This is a genomic window from Extensimonas soli (assembly GCF_029211265.1).
Classification (GTDB): Bacteria; Pseudomonadota; Gammaproteobacteria; order Burkholderiales; family Burkholderiaceae_C; genus Extensimonas; species Extensimonas soli.
In genome coordinates, this window is record NZ_JARGEL010000028.1 from 166,927 (window position 1) to 183,719 (window position 16,793).

Genomic DNA, 16,793 nt, shown 5'->3' on the forward strand with positions numbered 1-16,793 from the left:
GCGCGAAACATTCGCAGCACGGGCGCATGGCTGCAGCGCAAAGCCAGGCCCTATAATAGCATCGAACAGTTGTTAGTTAGACTTGACTCCAGGGAACTTCCGCAATGCACAACGCCACCACCGCCGCCTTCCCGACGCTGCTTTCGTCCCTCCAAGTTGGCGCCCATGTGCTGCGCAACCGTACCCTGATGGGCTCCATGCACACGCGGCTCGAATCGCTCGACCGCCCCATTGAACGCCTGGCCGCGTTCTACGCCGAGCGTGCGCGTGGCGGCGCCGGCCTGATCGTCACCGGCGGCTACGCGCCGTGCAGCGACGGCCGGCTCGACGAAAACGGCCCCATGCTCGTCACGCCCGAGCAGGCCGACGAGCTCAAGCCCATCACCAACGCAGTGCACGCCGTGGGCGGCAAGATTCTTTTGCAAGTGCTGCACACGGGGCGCTACGCCAAAATCGCCCACCCCGTGGGCGCCTCTGCGATTCCCTCGCCCATCAACCCGCGCGCACCGCGTGCCCTGAGCACGCAAGAAGTCTGGCAAACCATAGACGACTACGCGCGCTGCGCTGAACTCGCACAGCGCGCCGGCTTCGACGGCGTGGAAATCATGGGCTCCGAGGGCTACCTGATCAACCAGTTCACCGTCACGCGCACCAACGACCGCACGGACGAATTCGGCGGCAGCATGGAAAACCGTCACCGCCTGCCCGTAGAGATCGTGCGCCGCACCCGCGCCCGCGTGGGCCCGGGCTTTTTGCTCATGTACCGCATCTCTGCGCTCGACCTCGTCGAGGGCGGCGCGCCCGCCAATGAAATCGTGCACCTGGCCCAATCCATCCAGGCCGCGGGCGCCGACCTGCTCAACACCGGCATAGGCTGGCATGAGGCGCGCATCCCCACGATCGCCTATGTGGTGCCGCGTGCGGCCTGGCGCTTTGCTGCGGCGCGCATCAAGAAAGCCGTGAACATCCCGGTCATCGTCTCGAACCGCATCAACACGCCCGCGCTGGCCGAAGAAATCCTCGCGAGCGGCGACGCCGATATGGTGTCGATGGCGCGCCCCTTTCTTGCCGACGCCGACTTCGTGAACAAGGCCGCACAAGGCCGGGCCGACGAGATCGCGCCCTGCATCGCCTGCAACCAGGCCTGCCTAGACTACATCTTTGCCGAGCGTCCGGCCACCTGCCTCGTGAACCCGCGCGCCTGCCATGAAGTCGAGTTTGCGCAACTTCCGCCGCCCCAAGCCAAGCGCAAAGTGGCTGTCGTGGGCGGGGGTGCAGCCGGCCTGGCCTGCGCGATCACGGCGGCCGAGCGCGGCCACGCGGTGACGCTCTACGAGGCCGGCTCCGCAATCGGCGGCCAGCTGAACCTGGCCAAGGCCGTACCCGGAAAAAATGAGTTCGACGAGCTGCTGCGCTACTTTCAGCACAGTATCGAACGCCACGGTATCGACCTGCGCCTGCAATCGCGCCCCGACGCTGCCACCCTGGCCGCGGCCGGCTACGAACGCATCGTCGTGGCCACGGGCGTGCGTCCGCGCACACCGCAGATTCCGGGCATCACCCACCCCAAGGTCGTGGGCTACACCGACATCCTTGCGGGCAAGGTGCAGGCGGGGCGGCGCGTGGCCATCATAGGTGCGGGCGGCATTGGGTTCGACGTTGCGGCTTTTTTGCTGCACGACGCAAACGATGCACACGAGGCACAGCAAAGCGTACAAACCTTTTTCGCCGAATGGGGCGTGGACACCTCACCCGACTCCACCGGGGGGCTCAAGCCGCCAGCCCCCATCAAAGCACCGCGCGAAGTCACGCTGCTGCAGCGCAAACCTGAAAAGCCTGGCCGCTCCCTGGGCCTTACTACGGGCTGGGCGCTCAAGGCCGAACTCGCGCAGCGCAAGCTGCGCGCGCTTTCGGGCTGCAGCTATGAACGCATCGACGACGAAGGTCTACAGCTGAGCGTCCATGGCGCGCCGCAGACGCTCGCCGTGGACACTATCGTGTTATGCGCAGGCCAGGATAGTGAAAACACGCTCGCCGCCGCCTTGCGCGCGCAAGGCATCGCTGCCGACGTGATCGGCGGTGCCGAGCTTGCGTCCGAACTCGACGCGCTGCGCGCCATCAACCAGGGCATGCGCCTGGCATACAGCATCGTTTGACGCCCCAGGAGTGCCCCCATCATGGACTTTTCCGCATCCAAAGAACACGAAGCCATCCGCGAGGCCATAGGCAAGATATGCGCCCGCTTCGACGACGCTTACTGGCTCGAGCGCGACCGCGTCGGCGGCTTTCCGCACGAGCTGCACCGCGCGCTGGCCGATGGCGGCTGGCTGGGCATCTGCCTGCCGACCGAATACGGCGGCGGCGGCCTGGGCATCACCGAAGCCACGGTGATGATGCAGGCCATTTCCCAGTCGGGCGCGGGCCTGTCGGGCGCGTCTTCGGTGCACATGAACATCTTCGGCCTGCAACCCGTCGCGGTCTTCGGCACCGAAGAGCAAAAGCGCCGCATGCTGCCGCCGCTGATCCAGGGCAAGGAAAAGGCCTGCTTCGCCGTCACCGAGCCCAACACCGGCCTCAACACCACGCGCCTCAAGACGCGCGCCGAGCGCGCCGGCGACCACTACGTGCTGAGCGGCCAGAAAGTCTGGATCTCGACCGCGCAGGTGGCCGACAAAATGCTCATCCTTGCGCGCACCACGCCCATCGAAGAGTGCAAAAAGCCCACCTTCGGCCTGAGCCTGTTCTACACCGACCTCGACCGCCGCTTCGTCGAGGTGCGCGAGATCGAAAAAATGGGCCGCAAGGCCGTCGATTCGAACCAGGTCTTCATCGACGGCCTGCGCGTGCCCGTCGAAGACCGCATCGGCGAAGAAGGCCGCGGCTTCGAATACATCCTGCACGGCATGAACCCCGAGCGCGTGCTGATCGCGGGCGAAGCCGTGGGCCTAGGCCGCAAGGCGCTCGAAGTCGCCGTGCAATACGCGAAGGAGCGCGAGGTGTTCGACCGCCCGATCGGCAAGAACCAGGGCATACAGCACCCGCTCGCGCAGTCGTGGATGGAGCTCGAAGCCGCCGAGCTCATGGCCATGCGCGCCGCCTGGAAGTACGACAACCACCTCGAGTGCGGGGCCGATGCGAACGCCGCCAAGTACCTCGCCGCAGAGGCCGGCTTCAACGCCTGCCAGCGTGCCATGGCCACGCTGGGCGGCTTTGGCTACGCCAAGGAATACCACGTCGAGCGCTACCTGCGCGAAATCATGATTCCGCGCATCGCGCCGATCAGTCCACAGCTCATCATGTGCTTCATCGCCGAAAAGGTGCTGGGACTGCCGAAATCGTACTGATTCTTTTGCGTTTCTCCCTTTGCTGCCACCCTGTGGCAGTCCCTTGCAGACTTCATCACCCATGCCAGAACCGATCCGACCATGAGCACATCCACCGACAGCGAACGCGCTGAACAACTCTCCCTTTTGCGCGAAAGCGCTCTCAGTTTCGCCAGCAAGGAATCTCCTCTCGCCCGCGCACGCGCGCTGCGCCAGCAGCTACCCGGCTTCGACCGCAGCTTCTGGGCCGCGCTCGCCGAACAGGGCTGGACGGGCTTGCTGGTGCCCGAGGCACAGGGCGGCTATGCGCAGGGCCTGCCAGAAATGGCCGAAGTGGCCGGCGCGCTCGCAGCGCAAGTGGCGCCCGAGCCCGTGGTGCCCGTGCTGGTGTTTGCTGGCCGCCTGCTTGCGCATGCTGGTCAAGGCGCGCTCGTGAACCAGTTGCTGTCCGACCTGGCCGCTGGCACGCTGCTGCCCGCCGTAGCCTGGCAGGAAGACCTCACCGGCGCCAAAGACCAGCCCGAGCATGCGAGCACCCGGCTCGAGCGCACGGCGGATGGCCTGCAATTGCAGGGCCGCAAGCGCCATGTGCGCCCCGGCGCCGGCGCCGACGGCTTCATCGTCAGCGCAAGTGGCGCGCAGGGTCTGGCACTGGTCTGGGTGCCCGCCAGTACCGCAGGGCTCAGCCTGCACAGCCGCCCTCTGGCCGACGGCAGCTATGCCGCCGAAGTCGAGCTCGCCGACGTGCGTGTGCCAGCGCAAAACCTTTTGGCCGAAGGCCCTGCGGCCGTTGCCGCGCTGACGCGCGCCTACGACGAAACCCTGGTGCTCACGAGCGCCGAACTGCTGGCCCTGGTACGCAGCATGCTGGCCATGACGCTCGAGTATCTGCGCTCACGCGTGCAATTCGGCAAGCCGATCGGCAGCTTTCAGGCGCTGCAGCACCGCGCCGCCGACCTGCTGATCCAGCAGGAGCTGACCGCGAGCGTGCTTGCGCAGGCTCTGGCTCTGCTCGACGACCCTCTCACTTCCGCCACGGCACGCTCGGCCATGGCAAGCCGCGTCAAGGCACGCGCCTCCGACGCCGGCCTGCAAGTGGCGCGCGAGGCCGTGCAACTGCATGGCGCGATCGGTGTCACCGACGAATACGACCTGGGCCTGTACCTGCAGCGCGCCCTGGTGCTCTCGGCTTGGCTGGGCAACGGCACGCAACAGCGCCGCCGCTACGCCGCCCTCACCCGCAACCTCACCGAGCAGGAAAACGCATGAACACCGCAGCAACAGCCCCCTCCAGCACCGACTGGAATGCCATGGATAACGAGAGCTTCCGCGCCACGGTGCGCGCATTTTTCGAAACCGAATACCCGAGCGAACTGCGCTACCCCAAGCGCCGTCTGCGCTGGGCCGAGATCAAGCACTGGTTCCTCAAACTGTCGCAAAAAGGCTGGGTGGCACCAAGCTGGCCCACGCAGTACGGCGGCATGGGCCTGACGCCCGAAAAGCTCATCATTTTCATCGAAGAGCAGGAGCGCTGGGGCGTGGGCCGCGCGCCCGACATGGGCATCACCATGGTCGGCCCGCTGCTGATCCAGTACGGCACCGAAGAACAGCGCGCGCACTACCTGCCCAAGATCCTCGCGGGCGAGAACATCTGGTGCCAGGGCTATTCCGAACCCAACTCGGGCTCGGACCTCGCGAGCCTGCGCACCGAGGCCGTGGTGGATGGCGACGACTTCATCGTTAACGGGCAAAAAATCTGGACCACACTCGCGCAGGACGCAACGCACATCTTCCTGCTCGTGCGTACCGACAAATCCGGCAAGAAGCAGGAAGGCATCAGCTTTCTGCTGGCGGACATGTCCATCCCCGGCATCCGCGTGCGCCCCATCCGCAACATCGCCGGCGGCGAGGACTTCTGCGAGGTGTTCCTCGAAAACGTGCGCGTGCCGCGCGCCAACATCGTGGGTCAGCTCAACAAGGGCTGGACCATCGCCAAGGCGCTGCTCGGTTTCGAGCGCATCTTCCTTGGCAGCCCCAAGCAAAGCCAATACGCCTTGGCGCGCGTGCAAGAGGCCGCCGAACGCCTGGGTCTGCTCGACGACGCGGGTTTCGTCGATCGCTACACCAAGCTCGCGCTCGACGTGGCCGACCTGGGTACGCTTTACGGCCGCTTCATCGAGCAGGTCAAACGCGGCGAAGCCCTGGGGCCGGATGTGTCCATGCTCAAAATTTTCGGCACCGAAACCTATTCGCGCCTGGCCGACCTGCTCGTGGACATCCTGGGTGCCAACGGCGGCACGCCGGGCTCGATCGAATTGCCCGGCGGCCCGGTGGACGCGCTGACTTCGTTCTACAACGCCCGGCCGGCCACGATTTACGGCGGCAGCAACGAAATTCAGCGCACCATCCTCGCTGCCAACGTGCTCAAACTGCCCGCATGAACGCCGCGCAGACCAACCCCTTCGCCGGCCCCGGCCCGGATGCGCGCTTTGCCGCGGCACTGGCTCAGGGGCGCTTCGAAATCCAGCGCTGCGCCGCGTGCGGCCAGCACGTGTTTTACCCACGCGCGCTGTGCACGCACTGCGGCTCGGCACAGCTCGACTGGGTGCAGCCCAGCGGGGCGGGCGTGGTCTATTCGAGTACCGTGGTGCGCCGCAAGCCCGAGGCGGGCGGCGACTACAACGTGGCACTGATCGACCTGGCCGAAGGCCCGCGGCTGATGTCGCGCGTCGATGGCATGGCCCCCACGCAGGTGCGCATCGGCATGCCTGTCCAGGCGCAGGTCATAGACGACCCGGCCCAGGGCAAGCTGCTCGTCTTCGTGCCGCAAACTGCCCCGGAAGCCATACCATGAGCGCAGCATCCTTTTCCGACTCCTTGCTGCGTGGCAGGGCTGCGATCGTAGGCGCCAGTCTGGGCGGCGTGCCCATGGCGCCGGGACGCAGCCCGCTCGAAATCCTGGGCGAGGCGGTACACGGCGCGCTGGCCGACGCTGGCTTGAAACTATCCGATGTCGATGGCCTGTTCACCGGTTCGTCCTACCACTTCCTCGCTGGCCTGTCGGTGGCAGAGTACCTGGGCATACACCCCAAATTCTGCGAGGCCACGATGGTGGGCGGCTCGTCCTACGTCGGCCACCTGCTCACCGCGGCCATGGCGCTGCATACCGGCCAGTGCGAAGTGGCGCTGGTGTGCTACGGCAGCAACCAGGGTTCGGGCCATGGCAAGCTCAAGTCCATGGCCGAGACGCCTTTGTACGAGGCGCCCTACGCGCCGCGCTACCCGATCTCGAGCTATGCCTTTGCGGCTGCACGCCACATGCACCAGTACGGCAGCACGCGCGAAGACCTCGCGCACATTGCCGTGGCGGCGCGCCAATGGGCACAACTCAATCCGCTGGCCTACGCGCGCGACCCCCTGAGCATCGAACAGGTACTGGCCGCGCGCATGGTGAGCGATCCGCTCTCGGTGCTCGACTGCTGCCTCGTCACCGATGGCGGTGGCGCGCTGGTGCTGGTGCGCAGCGAGCGCGCCAAAGACTTTCCCAAGCCGCCGGTGTATGTGCTGGGCGCGGCAGCCGCCACCTGGCACCGCCAGATCGCCTCCATGCCCGACCTCACGGTGACGGCCGCCGCTGAATCCGGCCCACGCGCCTTCGCCATGGCGGGCCTCACGCCCCAGGACGTGGATGTCGTGGAGCTGTATGACGCCTTCACCATCAACACCCTGCTGTTCCTCGAAGACCTGGGCTTTTGCGCCAAGGGCGAGGGTGGCGCCTTCGTGCGCGGCGGGCGCATCGCACCGGGTGGCGCGCTACCGGTCAACACCAACGGCGGCGGGCTTTCCTGTTGCCATCCGGGCATGTACGGCATGTTCTTGCTCATCGAGGCCGTGCAGCAGCTGCGCGGCGAAGCCGGCGCGCGCCAGGTGGCCAATGCGCAAGTCGCGCTGTGCCATGGCAATGGCGGCGTTCTTTCCAGCCAGGTGACGGCGCTGCTGGGCACGGCAGCCACCGTCTGATTTTTTCTCAACAACCAGGAGTCCCCTCATGCACAAAGGCATCATGCTGAAAGACAAGGTCGCAGTCGTCACCGGCTCGGGCCGCGGGATTGGGCGCGACATCGCGCTCGAAATGGCGGCGCAAGGCGCCAAGGTGGTGGTCAACGACATCGGCGCCTCCGTCACCGGCGAAGGCAACGACGCCAGCCCCGGCCAGCAAGTGGTCGATGAGATCAAGGCCATGGGCGGCCAGGCGGCGCTCTCCACCGACAGCGTGTCCGAGTGGAACTCTGCCAACCACATCATTCAGTGCGCGCTCGACAACTTCGGCCGCATCGACATCGTCGTGAACAATGCCGGCATCCTGCGCGACCGCATGTTTTTTGCGATGTCGCCCGAAGAATGGAAGGCCGTCATCGACGTGCACCTGAACGGCAGTTTTTACGTCTCGCGCGCGGCCGCCCCGCACTTCAAGTCGCAGCAGTCGGGTGCCTACGTGCACATGACCTCCACCTCGGGGCTGATCGGCAACCTAGGGCAGGCCAACTACGGCGCGGCCAAGCTCGGCATCGTCGCGCTGTCGCGTTCCATCGCTGGCGACATGAAGCGCTACAACGTGCGCTCCAACTGCATTTCGCCCTTCGCCTGGAGCCGCATGATCGGCTCCATCCCGACCGACACGCCCGAGCAGCAGGCGCGCGTGGCCAAGCTGCAAAAGCTCGGCACGGCGCAGATTGCCCCCATGGCCGCCTTCCTCGCGAGCGACGCTGCCGCCGAGTGCACGGCGCAGATTTTCGCGGTGCGCGGCAATGAAATCTTCCTCATGAGCCAGCCGCGCCCCATCCGCGGCATGCACACCTCCGAAGGCTGGACACCCGAGACCATCGCCGAGCGCGTGCTGCCATCCATGAAGCCCAACTTCTTCCCCCTCGAGACTTCGAACATCGTCTTCTCGTGGGATCCGGTCTGACACGGAGGCCCCCATGGCAATCGACTACGACAAACTGATGGCATGGCGTTTCGAGGACGTGCGCCACCGCTACACGCAGCGCGACACCATGCTGTATGCGCTCGGCGTCGGGCTGGGCACAGACCCGTGCAACGAAACCGAGCTGCGCTTCGTCTACGAGAAAAACCTGCTCGCCCTGCCCACGCTGCCGGTGGTGCTGGGTTACCCCGGCATGTGGCTCAAAGACCCGGCGACGGGTGTCGATTGGGTACGCCTGGTGCACGGCGAGCAAGGGCTGAAGCTGCACCGCCCCATCCCGGCCGAAGGGGATGTGATAGGTCGCACGCGCGTGACCGGCATCATCGACAAAGGCCAGGGCAAGGGCGCGCTGATCTACACCGAGCGCAGCGTCGTCGATGCCGCGAGCGGCGACTTGCTCGCCACTTTGACTTCCACCACCTTCTGCCGCGCCGACGGCGGTTTTGGCGGCCCGTCGGGGCCGGTCAAGAGCGTGCACGAACTGCCGACCCGCGCCCCGGACCACAGCACCGACTTCGCCACGCAGCCGCGCGCGGCGTTGATCTACCGCCTCTCGGGCGACTACAACCCGCTGCACGCCGAGCCCGCCGTGGCGCGCGCCGCCGGCTTCGAGCGCCCCATCCTGCACGGCCTTGCCACCTACGCGATCGCGGGCTGGGCCATCGTCAAGACCGTGTGCGGTGGCGATCCGCATGCCGTAGGCTCCATCGACGTGCGCTTTTCCTCGCCCGTCTATCCGGGCGAGACGATCCGCACCGAAATGTGGGTTGATGGCAAGGTGGTGTCGTTCCGCGCGCTCGCCGTGGAACGCAATGTCGTGGTGCTCAACAACGGCCGTGCCGAGTTGCGCTGAAAGTACCTTCGCCCCTTCGCCCCTTCGCCCCTTCGCTCTTTCTCTTTTTTTACCCTCGTTTCCACATCTCTCCAAGGAGACCTTCGATGAACTACTCAGACTTCCAATTCCTCAAGTTCGAAAACAAGCCCAATGGCGTGCTAGTCATCACCATCAACCGCCCCGAGGTCATGAACGCCACCAATGGCCGCCTGCACTGGGAGCTGACCAAAATCTGGGGCGTCGTGAACGACGATCCCAAGACCCGCGTCGCAGTCATCACGGGCGCCGGTGACAAGGCTTTCTCGGCGGGCGGCGACCTGAGCTGGATCACCGACATGGTCGGCAACCCCAAGACCATCAACAACGTCATGACCGAGGCCTCGGACATCGTCTATAACCTCCTGGCCTGCGACAAACCCGTGATCTCCGCGATCAACGGCGTGGCCGTGGGTGCAGGCCTGGCCGTGGCCATGATGGCCGACATCAGCATCATGGCCGAAGAAGCCAAGATCACCGACGGCCACGTCAAGCTCGGCGTCGCCGCAGGTGACCATGCCGCGATCTGCTGGCCGCTGCTGTGCGGCATGGCCAAGGCCAAGTATTACCTCATGACGGCCGAGTTCGTCTCGGGCAAAGAGGCCGAGCGCATCGGCCTGGTGAGCCTGTGCGTGCCGCGCGCGCAACTCATGGACAAGGCCATGGAAGTCGCAAACAAGCTCGCCACGGGCAGCCAGCAGGCGATCCGCTTCACCAAGCGTTCCTTGAACGGCTGGATGAACGTCGCACGCCCGGTCTTCGAGAGCTCGCTGGCCATGGAAATGCTGTGCTTCCTCGGCGAAGACGCCAAGGAAGGTGTGACTGCAGTGCGCGAAAAACGCGCGCCCAAGTTCCCCTCGGCACAGGATTGAAGCCGGTACTGCCGCCCCCCAAAAGGCTTCCTTCCGGTGCATTGCCGGACGGAGCCTTTTTCCCCAGCCCCCCAACAAACCCCTCAAGGAACGACCGTCATGGACTTTCAACTCACCCAAGAACAGCGGATGATTTACGAGTACGGCGACCGTATCTCGCAGCAGTTCGACCACAGCTACTGGCGCACCTACGCCGAGAAGAACGAGCCGCCGGCCGAACTCTACAAGCAGATTGCCGATGACGGCTTCCTGGGCATCATGGTGCCCGAAGCCTACGGCGGTGCCGGTCAGGGCATGACGGAAATGCTGCTGTTCATGGAAGGCCTCTCGAACAATGGCATCCCGCTGCTGAACCTCGTGGTCGGCCCCACCATGACCATGGGCCTGATCGCCAAGCACGCGAGCGAAGACATGAAGCGCCGCCTGTTGCCCGGCGGCTGCGCCGATGAAATCAGATTCTGCTTCGCCATCACCGAACCCAACGCTGGCTCAAACTCGATGGAAATCACCTCCATCGCCAAATCCGATGGCAAGGGCGGTTTTCGTCTTACCGGGCAAAAGGTGTTCATCACCGACGCGAACCGCGCCGACTACGCCATGGTGATCACGCGCACCACGCCGCGCGCCGAAGTCAAGAAAAAGACCGACGGCTTCACGATTTTCATGGTCGACATGAAAAAGAAGGGGATCAGCAAAACGCTAATCCCCGTCAGTTTTCCTGTCCCCGAAACCCAGTGGCAACTGTTCTTCGACGACGTGGAGCTGACCGAAGACGACGTACTCGGCGAAGTCGGCAAGGGCTTCGGCATTTTGTTCGACACCCTGAACCCCGAGCGCATCATCTTGTCAGGTCTGTGTACCGGCGTCGGTCGTTTCGCGCTCAAAAAGGCCGTGGCCTATGCCAATGACCGCAAGGTGTTCAACAACACCCCGATTGGCGCGCACCAGGGCGTGCAGCACCCGCTGGCCATCGCCTACAGCGAGATCGAAATGGCATCGCTGATGGCCCGCAAGGCCGCCTGGGCCTTCGACCAGAATCTGCCCTGCGGCGAATACGCCAACATCGCCAAGTACGCGGGCGCCGAAGCCGGTATCCACGCGGTCGATGCCGCCATCCAGACGCACGGCGGCAATGGCTTCACCAAAGAGTACGGCATTTACGATCTCTACGGTTTGGTTCGCCTGCTGCGCACGGCACCGCTGAACCGTGAGATGGTGCTCAACTACATCGGGGAGCACGTGCTGGGGCTGCCGCGCTCGTACTGATTCTGCACGACTCTCTTTCTGGTACTTACGCCAACAACGATGCGACCGGGTGCTTCACCAAGGTGTTGCGCTACCGCGCGCACACCTTGTGCGGGCCCGGCCTGCATCCGTGGCGTTTCTTTTTCGCCTATCCATGAGTTCTTTCTCTCCTCTACCGAGCTTTGGCGCCCTTGCGGGCCTGAAGGTGCTGGACCTGTCGCGCGTTCTCGGCGGCCCGTATTGCGGGCAGATCCTGGCCGACCATGGCGCCGAGGTCATCAAGGTCGAGCCGCCCGCGGGCGATGAAACCCGCTCCTGGGGGCCGCCCTTTGCCGCGGACGGCACTGCGGCCTACTTCAACGGGCTCAACCGCAACAAACGCGCCATCGTGATCGACTTGTCCCAGCCGGCAGGGCAGGAAATCGTTCTCAAGATACTGGAAGACTGCGACGTGCTGATCGAAAACTTCAAGATCGGCACCCTCGAGCGCTGGGGCATGGGTTATGAACAGCTGCTGCGTGAGCGCTTTCCACGCCTCGTTCATTGCCGCGTGAGCGGCTTCGGCGCCGACGGCCCGCTCGGCGGCGCTCCGGGCTACGACGCCGTGGCGCAGGCGCTGGGCGGCCTCATGAGCGTCAACGGCACCCCCGAAACCGGCCCACTGCGCGTCGGCGTTCCCGTGGTGGACATGACCACGGGCCTTTCTGCCGTGATCGGCGTGCTGCTGGCAGTGATCGAGCGCGAGCGTTCCGGGCGCGGCCAGTTCGTCGAAGCCACGCTCTACGACAGCACCGTGGCATTGCTGCACCCGCAAAGCGCCAATTGGCTCGAATCGGGCAAGACGCCGCAACTCAGCGGCAATGCCCACTCCAACATCGTGCCCTACGACAAATTTCCGACCAGGACCTGCGAGGTGTTCCTCGGCATAGGCAACAACGGGCAATGGAAAAAACTCTGCGAATTTCTCGGCCACCCTGCGCTGGCCGACGACCCGCGCTTCGTCACCAACGCCGAGCGCTTTCGCCATCGCCCGGAACTGCGCACCCTGCTCGAAGGCCATTTGCAGCAGGTCGATGGCGAGGAGCTGTGCCGCAATCTGCTCGCCGCGGGCATCCCGGCCGGCGCGGTGCGCCCGGTCCCGCAAGTGCTCACCGACCCTCACACCCTGCACCGCAAAATGGTCGTCGAGGTCGAGGGCAAGCGCGCCATCGGCATCCCCATCAAACTGTCGCGCACGCCAGGCCAGGCCCACAGTGCACCGCCCCGCTTCGGCCAGCACACGCGTGCCTTGCTCGCAGAATACGGCTTCGATGCAGCTGCCATCGATGCCCTGCTGGCACAAGGCACGGTCATGGATGGATCGCCCGGGTAGCCCGGGTAGCCCTACGCAAAACGCCGGGGGACAGTGGATGGCACAGCGGAACGCAAGGAAATTCTTGTTGTCTCGTGACCTTGTTAGAGTCCGGTTTCATCCCCTCTTTTGTCCCCAAAGGCCGGCTCCATGACCCTAGAAATTGTCCTGATCACCGGCATGTCCGGATCGGGAAAGTCCGTGGCCCTGAACGCGCTCGAGGATGCGGGCTACTACTGCGTGGACAATCTGCCCCCGGAATTGCTCGGCGCCTTCGTCGCACTCGAACACGAGCACCATGGCAACCGCGTCGCGATCGCCATGGACGTGCGCAGCGCCTCGTCACTGCCGCAATTGCCGCAGCAACTGCAAAAACTGCGTGCCCAGGGCATCCCTGTGCAATCACTCTTTCTCGACGCATCCACCGACACGCTGGTGCGTCGCTTCTCCGAAACGCGCCGACGCCACCCATTGTCCAACGAAGACTCCCCGCTCGGCAGGGGGGCGCTCGTGCAGATCATCGAGCGCGAGCGCGAGTTGCTGGCCCCTCTGCGCGAGCAGGCCCATGTCATCGACACCAGCACCCTACGAACGGCGCAGCTGCAAAGCTACGTAAAGAGCCTGATGGCCGTCCCGCCGAGTGCGCTGTTGCTGGTGTTTCAGTCCTTCGCCTTCAAACGCGGTATCCCGCTCGATGCCGACTACGTGTTCGACGTGCGCATGCTGCCCAACCCTTTTTATGAACCCGAGCTGCGCGAGCTCACGGGCCTCGATGCGCCCGTGATCGAGTTTCTGCGCGAACACGACGACGTGGCACGGATGCAGGAGCACATCACGCAGTTTCTGGACCACTGGCTCGATGCTCTCGCCAGCGGCCAACGCAGCTACGTCACCGTGGCCATTGGGTGCACAGGCGGTCAGCACCGCTCGGTGTATCTGGTGGAGCAGCTTGCCAAAACCTTCAGCACACGCTGGAAGGTGCTGCGGCGCCACCGCGAACTGGACGGCGCGAAATAGGCTTACGCAAGCCCATCCAGCAGCCTGCGTACCGGCGCCGGCAAGCCCAATGCGCTACTTTGCTGCACGGTGAACCATGCGCCCGCACCGCCCATGGCCGCGCACGCACCACGCGGTGACTGCCGCTCGTCCAGGCACGCGAGCACGGGGTGCAGGTGCAAGTCTCTGTGCGTGAGCACGTGCACGAAAGGCGCTAGCTCTTGTGGCGCGACATGCGAGACATGTTCGTTCAAAGCCGCCATCAGCTCGGCGCGCGAAGCAAACACTGGCACGCAGTGCAGCCCGGCCCAAATGCCGCGCGCCGGCCGCCGTTGCAGCCAGATGCGCCCACCTGCATCACGCAGCACCAGCAACCACCAGGGCTGGGCCCGCCGCGTCAGCCTGCGCGTCTTCACGGGGTAGCGCTCGGGCGCGCCCTCCTGCCTGGCCACACACAAGTCCTGCACCGGACACTGGTCGCATGAAGGATTGCGCGGCGCGCACAGGCTCGCCCCCAGGTCCATCAAGGCTTGGGTGTAGCGCGGCATGGTGGATTGCAAGTCGGTATGGGGCAGCAGCGCCTCGGCGCGGGTCCACAAAAGACGCTCGTTGCGCGCACTCGACAGGTCTGCGCCGAAGCCGAGCAGCCGCGTCAGCACACGGCGCACGTTGGCATCCAGAATGGGCACGCGCTGGCCATGGCAAAAGGCCGCAATGGCCCCCGCGGTGGAGCGCCCTATGCCCGGCAGGCGCGCCAGTTCCTCGGCCGTGCGCGGAAACGCGCCTGCATGCTGCGCCACCACCTGCTGCGCGCACCGGTGCAGATTGCGTGCGCGGCTGTAGTAACCAAGCCCGCTCCACAGCGCCATGACCTCGTCCGGGTGCACTGCGGCCAGCGCCTGCACATCGGGGAAGCGCTCGAGAAAGCGCGCGTAATAGCCCAGCACGGTCGTCACCTGGGTCTGCTGCAGCATGATCTCGGAGAGCCAGACGCGGTACGGATCGCGGGTTTGCTGCCAGGGCAGATGCTGGCGGCCATGCGCCAGCTGCCAGTGCAGCATGCGCTCGGCAAATTCGCTGGGGGCGGACTTCATGCCAGCGAGAAACGCGCACCTTCCGCGGCTTGCCCGGGAGCACCCAAGGCGGTGAGCAGCGCCACACGCTGGGCAAGCTCGCGCTCCAGGTCGATCAACTCCTGCTCGCTGGCCTCGATCTCGGCGATGCGCTCCACGAGCCCGCTCGCGGCCTGCTGGATGCGCTCCACCGCCTCCATGCGCCTGGCAAAACTGCGTCGGCGCTCACGCAACTGGGCATCGAGTTGCGCTGTGGCCGACTTGCTCCAAAGCTCAAGGTCGTTCGCCGCGGATTCATAGACCGTGCGCAAGCGCGTACCCAGTGCGCGCACCAGCCGCTCGGCAAACGCGCCCTGCGCCAGCCTCAGCGCATTGCCCACACTCAGATACTGCACGTGGCTTTCTTCGATGCGCGCGAGCTCCTGGGCAAAAGCGCCGAGTTGCGGCGTCGGCGGCACCTGCAGCGAAAAACCAAACTCGGCGTTCAGCTGACGGAACGTGCCTTCGAGCATGGCCTGGATTTCTGCCGCGCCAGCCTGCGCCTTCTCGAGCGTGACGCGCAAGTGCTCGAAAGTCTGCGCGTAGATTTTGCGCACGCCAAGCTTGATCCCTTTGTGCTGCAGCGCTTGCGTCAATTCGGCCAGCTCTGCTTTGAGCGCTTTCGTGCCGAGCTGCTGAAAAATGTCGCGCAGCAGTTTGAGGTGCACGGAACGCACGGCCTGGATCCTGGCCGTGCTCTGATCGAATTCATGCTGCTCCTGCTCGATGCGCTTGCGCATGACGCCTATGACCGAGGCGTTTTTGCCGCGCAGACTGCGCAGCTCGGCCATTTGATCATCGAGGTCGCGCTGGCGGATATGGAGGAGGCGCACCGCCTGGGCCTGCAGCTGAGCCACCCCTGCAGAGACGGCTGCGCGCAAAATGGTCTGGCGCTGCCCCATGATTCCTCGCGCCAGGGCATCTTCGAGCACCGGCAGACCGCTGGATTCGAGCAACAGGTCATCGCAGGCAATCTTGGCCATCAGGCCTTTTTGTGCCGAGATGGGCACCACCTGGGCGCGCGGCACATCGAGCGTCTGCGCCACGGTTTCACATTGGCGCTCCAGCTGTGCCTGCACCTGGGCGGGGGAATCGAGGCTGTCCCACAAAGTGTCTATCTTGTTCAGCACGACCAGCCGCGCCGCCGCACTTTCGGCCGCCGGCGCCAGGTGCTCACGCCAGATCGCCAAGTCCGAGCGCGTGACGCCCGTATCCGCCCCAAGGATGAAAACCACGGCATGGGCTTGGGGAATCAGGCCCACGGTCAACTCGGGCTCGGCCCCGACGGCGTTCAGGCCGGGCGTGTCGAGGATGACCAGCCCCTGCTTGAGCAGAGGGTGCGGAAAATTGATCAGCGCATGGCGCCACATGGGCACTTCGACCAGGCCCTGTGCATCGGGCAAAGGGTTTTCTTCGGGCAGGTCATCGTGCCAGAACCCCAAGGCCCGGGCCTCGCTCTGCGCGACCTTGCGCACCTGCGCCACCTTGGCGATGGCCTGTGCCATCTGGTTGGCGTCGTTGGGGTCGAGCGCCAGCTGGGTCCAGCGCTCGGGCCGCTGGCGCCATTCCGTCAGCCCCTGCGGCCGCAGGCGGGTTTCGATCGGCAGCAGACGCAAACTAGCGGGCACTGCCGGGTCGTAAGCCAGCTCCGTAGGACACATGGTGGTGCGCCCTGCGCTGGCGGGCATGATGCGGCGCCCATACCCGGCAAAGAAAATGGCATTGATGAGCTCGGACTTGCCGCGCGAAAACTCCGCGACGAAAGCCACCATCACCTGGTCGCTGCGCACTTGCGACTCGAGCCGCTGCAGCTGCTCTTCGATGGCCGCATCCATGAGCTCATGGTCCGCCAGCCAGGTGGACAAGGCACGCAACTGCTGCGCGAAGCCGCGCCGCCACACGCCATGCTGATCGAACTGTTCGTTGAAGGAAGGCCCCACGTTGCTCCCGACTTGGATGAATGCCGACTATGCTGAGGTTAACCCAATAGTTAACGCAATAGTCAACGCAATATATAGCATCCAGCCCTTTCATTG

At 65.1% G+C, this 16,793-nt stretch carries 14 protein-coding genes; 12 read left to right on the forward strand and 2 right to left on the reverse strand.

Going from position 1 to position 16,793, the window contains the following annotated elements; all coding sequences use genetic code 11:
- The first annotated feature begins 104 nt into the window (after positions 1 to 104).
- The 12 genes from PYV55_RS13615 (at position 105) to rapZ (ending at position 13,666) form a co-directional block, all read left to right on the forward strand.
- A complete protein-coding gene (locus tag PYV55_RS13615; RefSeq protein WP_275852172.1) occupies positions 105 to 2,156 on the forward strand; it encodes an NADPH-dependent 2,4-dienoyl-CoA reductase in 2,052 nt (683 codons plus the stop codon).
- 21 nt (positions 2,157 to 2,177) lie between these two features.
- Complete coding sequence (locus PYV55_RS13620; RefSeq protein WP_275852174.1) at positions 2,178 to 3,344, forward strand: acyl-CoA dehydrogenase family protein; 1,167 nt, start codon at positions 2,178 to 2,180, stop codon at positions 3,342 to 3,344.
- Between the two features lie 81 nt (positions 3,345 to 3,425).
- Positions 3,426 to 4,592 carry an acyl-CoA dehydrogenase family protein gene (locus PYV55_RS13625; protein WP_275852176.1) on the forward strand — a complete coding sequence of 389 codons (1,167 nt, stop codon included), beginning with the start codon at positions 3,426 to 3,428 and terminating at the stop codon, positions 4,590 to 4,592.
- Positions 4,589 to 5,764 (forward strand): acyl-CoA dehydrogenase family protein, encoded by a 1,176-nt coding sequence (locus tag PYV55_RS13630; protein WP_275852179.1) that lies wholly within the window; start codon positions 4,589 to 4,591, stop codon positions 5,762 to 5,764. The genes PYV55_RS13625 and PYV55_RS13630 overlap by 4 nt, the downstream gene beginning before the upstream one ends.
- A complete protein-coding gene (locus PYV55_RS13635; RefSeq protein WP_275852181.1) occupies positions 5,761 to 6,177 on the forward strand; it encodes a Zn-ribbon domain-containing OB-fold protein in 417 nt (138 codons plus the stop codon). Before PYV55_RS13630 ends, PYV55_RS13635 begins: the two co-directional genes overlap by 4 nt.
- Positions 6,174 to 7,343 (forward strand): thiolase, encoded by a 1,170-nt coding sequence (locus PYV55_RS13640; protein WP_275852184.1) that lies wholly within the window; start codon positions 6,174 to 6,176, stop codon positions 7,341 to 7,343. The genes PYV55_RS13635 and PYV55_RS13640 overlap by 4 nt, the downstream gene beginning before the upstream one ends.
- 28 nt (positions 7,344 to 7,371) lie before the next feature.
- Complete coding sequence (locus PYV55_RS13645; protein WP_275852187.1) at positions 7,372 to 8,292, forward strand: SDR family NAD(P)-dependent oxidoreductase; 921 nt, start codon at positions 7,372 to 7,374, stop codon at positions 8,290 to 8,292.
- Positions 8,293 to 8,305: 13 nt separating this feature from the next.
- Complete coding sequence (locus tag PYV55_RS13650) at positions 8,306 to 9,163, forward strand: MaoC/PaaZ C-terminal domain-containing protein (protein ID WP_275852188.1); 858 nt, start codon at positions 8,306 to 8,308, stop codon at positions 9,161 to 9,163.
- Between the two features lie 86 nt (positions 9,164 to 9,249).
- Complete coding sequence (locus tag PYV55_RS13655; protein WP_275852189.1) at positions 9,250 to 10,053, forward strand: enoyl-CoA hydratase/isomerase family protein; 804 nt, start codon at positions 9,250 to 9,252, stop codon at positions 10,051 to 10,053.
- Positions 10,054 to 10,152: 99 nt separating this feature from the next.
- Complete coding sequence (locus tag PYV55_RS13660; protein ID WP_275852191.1) at positions 10,153 to 11,319, forward strand: acyl-CoA dehydrogenase family protein; 1,167 nt, start codon at positions 10,153 to 10,155, stop codon at positions 11,317 to 11,319.
- A gap of 133 nt (positions 11,320 to 11,452) precedes the next feature.
- A complete protein-coding gene (locus PYV55_RS13665; RefSeq protein WP_275852193.1) occupies positions 11,453 to 12,670 on the forward strand; it encodes a CaiB/BaiF CoA transferase family protein in 1,218 nt (405 codons plus the stop codon).
- 129 nt (positions 12,671 to 12,799) lie between these two features.
- Positions 12,800 to 13,666 carry an RNase adapter RapZ gene (gene rapZ / locus PYV55_RS13670; RefSeq protein WP_275852195.1) on the forward strand — a complete coding sequence of 289 codons (867 nt, stop codon included), beginning with the start codon at positions 12,800 to 12,802 and terminating at the stop codon, positions 13,664 to 13,666.
- A gap of 2 nt (positions 13,667 to 13,668) precedes the next feature.
- Here rapZ and mutY read toward each other — a convergent pair whose 3' ends face one another.
- Together mutY and PYV55_RS13680 are read right to left on the reverse strand one after the other, a co-directional pair.
- Positions 13,669 to 14,739 carry an A/G-specific adenine glycosylase gene (gene mutY / locus PYV55_RS13675; RefSeq protein WP_275852197.1) on the reverse strand — a complete coding sequence of 357 codons (1,071 nt, stop codon included), beginning with the start codon at positions 14,737 to 14,739 and terminating at the stop codon, positions 13,669 to 13,671.
- Positions 14,736 to 16,697: a dynamin family protein gene (locus tag PYV55_RS13680; protein WP_275852199.1), complete on the reverse strand. Its 1,962-nt coding sequence runs from the start codon at positions 16,695 to 16,697 to the stop codon at positions 14,736 to 14,738. The genes mutY and PYV55_RS13680 overlap by 4 nt, the downstream gene beginning before the upstream one ends.
- Positions 16,698 to 16,793: the final 96 nt, after the last annotated feature.

Bases quoted from the DNA above. Each gene is read 5' to 3' on its own strand.
- PYV55_RS13615 (WP_275852172.1), top strand. From the start codon at position 105: ATGCACAACGCCACCACCGCCGCCTTCCCGACGCTGCTTTCGTCCCTC.
- PYV55_RS13620 (WP_275852174.1), top strand. From the start codon at position 2,178: ATGGACTTTTCCGCATCCAAAGAACACGAAGCCATCCGCGAGGCCATA.
- PYV55_RS13625 (WP_275852176.1), top strand. From the start codon at position 3,426: ATGAGCACATCCACCGACAGCGAACGCGCTGAACAACTCTCCCTTTTG.
- PYV55_RS13630 (WP_275852179.1), top strand. From the start codon at position 4,589: ATGAACACCGCAGCAACAGCCCCCTCCAGCACCGACTGGAATGCCATG.
- PYV55_RS13635 (WP_275852181.1), top strand. From the start codon at position 5,761: ATGAACGCCGCGCAGACCAACCCCTTCGCCGGCCCCGGCCCGGATGCG.
- PYV55_RS13640 (WP_275852184.1), top strand. From the start codon at position 6,174: ATGAGCGCAGCATCCTTTTCCGACTCCTTGCTGCGTGGCAGGGCTGCG.
- PYV55_RS13645 (WP_275852187.1), top strand. From the start codon at position 7,372: ATGCACAAAGGCATCATGCTGAAAGACAAGGTCGCAGTCGTCACCGGC.
- PYV55_RS13650 (WP_275852188.1), top strand. From the start codon at position 8,306: ATGGCAATCGACTACGACAAACTGATGGCATGGCGTTTCGAGGACGTG.
- PYV55_RS13655 (WP_275852189.1), top strand. From the start codon at position 9,250: ATGAACTACTCAGACTTCCAATTCCTCAAGTTCGAAAACAAGCCCAAT.
- PYV55_RS13660 (WP_275852191.1), top strand. From the start codon at position 10,153: ATGGACTTTCAACTCACCCAAGAACAGCGGATGATTTACGAGTACGGC.
- PYV55_RS13665 (WP_275852193.1), top strand. From the start codon at position 11,453: ATGAGTTCTTTCTCTCCTCTACCGAGCTTTGGCGCCCTTGCGGGCCTG.
- rapZ (WP_275852195.1), top strand. From the start codon at position 12,800: ATGACCCTAGAAATTGTCCTGATCACCGGCATGTCCGGATCGGGAAAG.
- mutY (WP_275852197.1), bottom strand. From the start codon at position 14,739: ATGAAGTCCGCCCCCAGCGAATTTGCCGAGCGCATGCTGCACTGGCAG.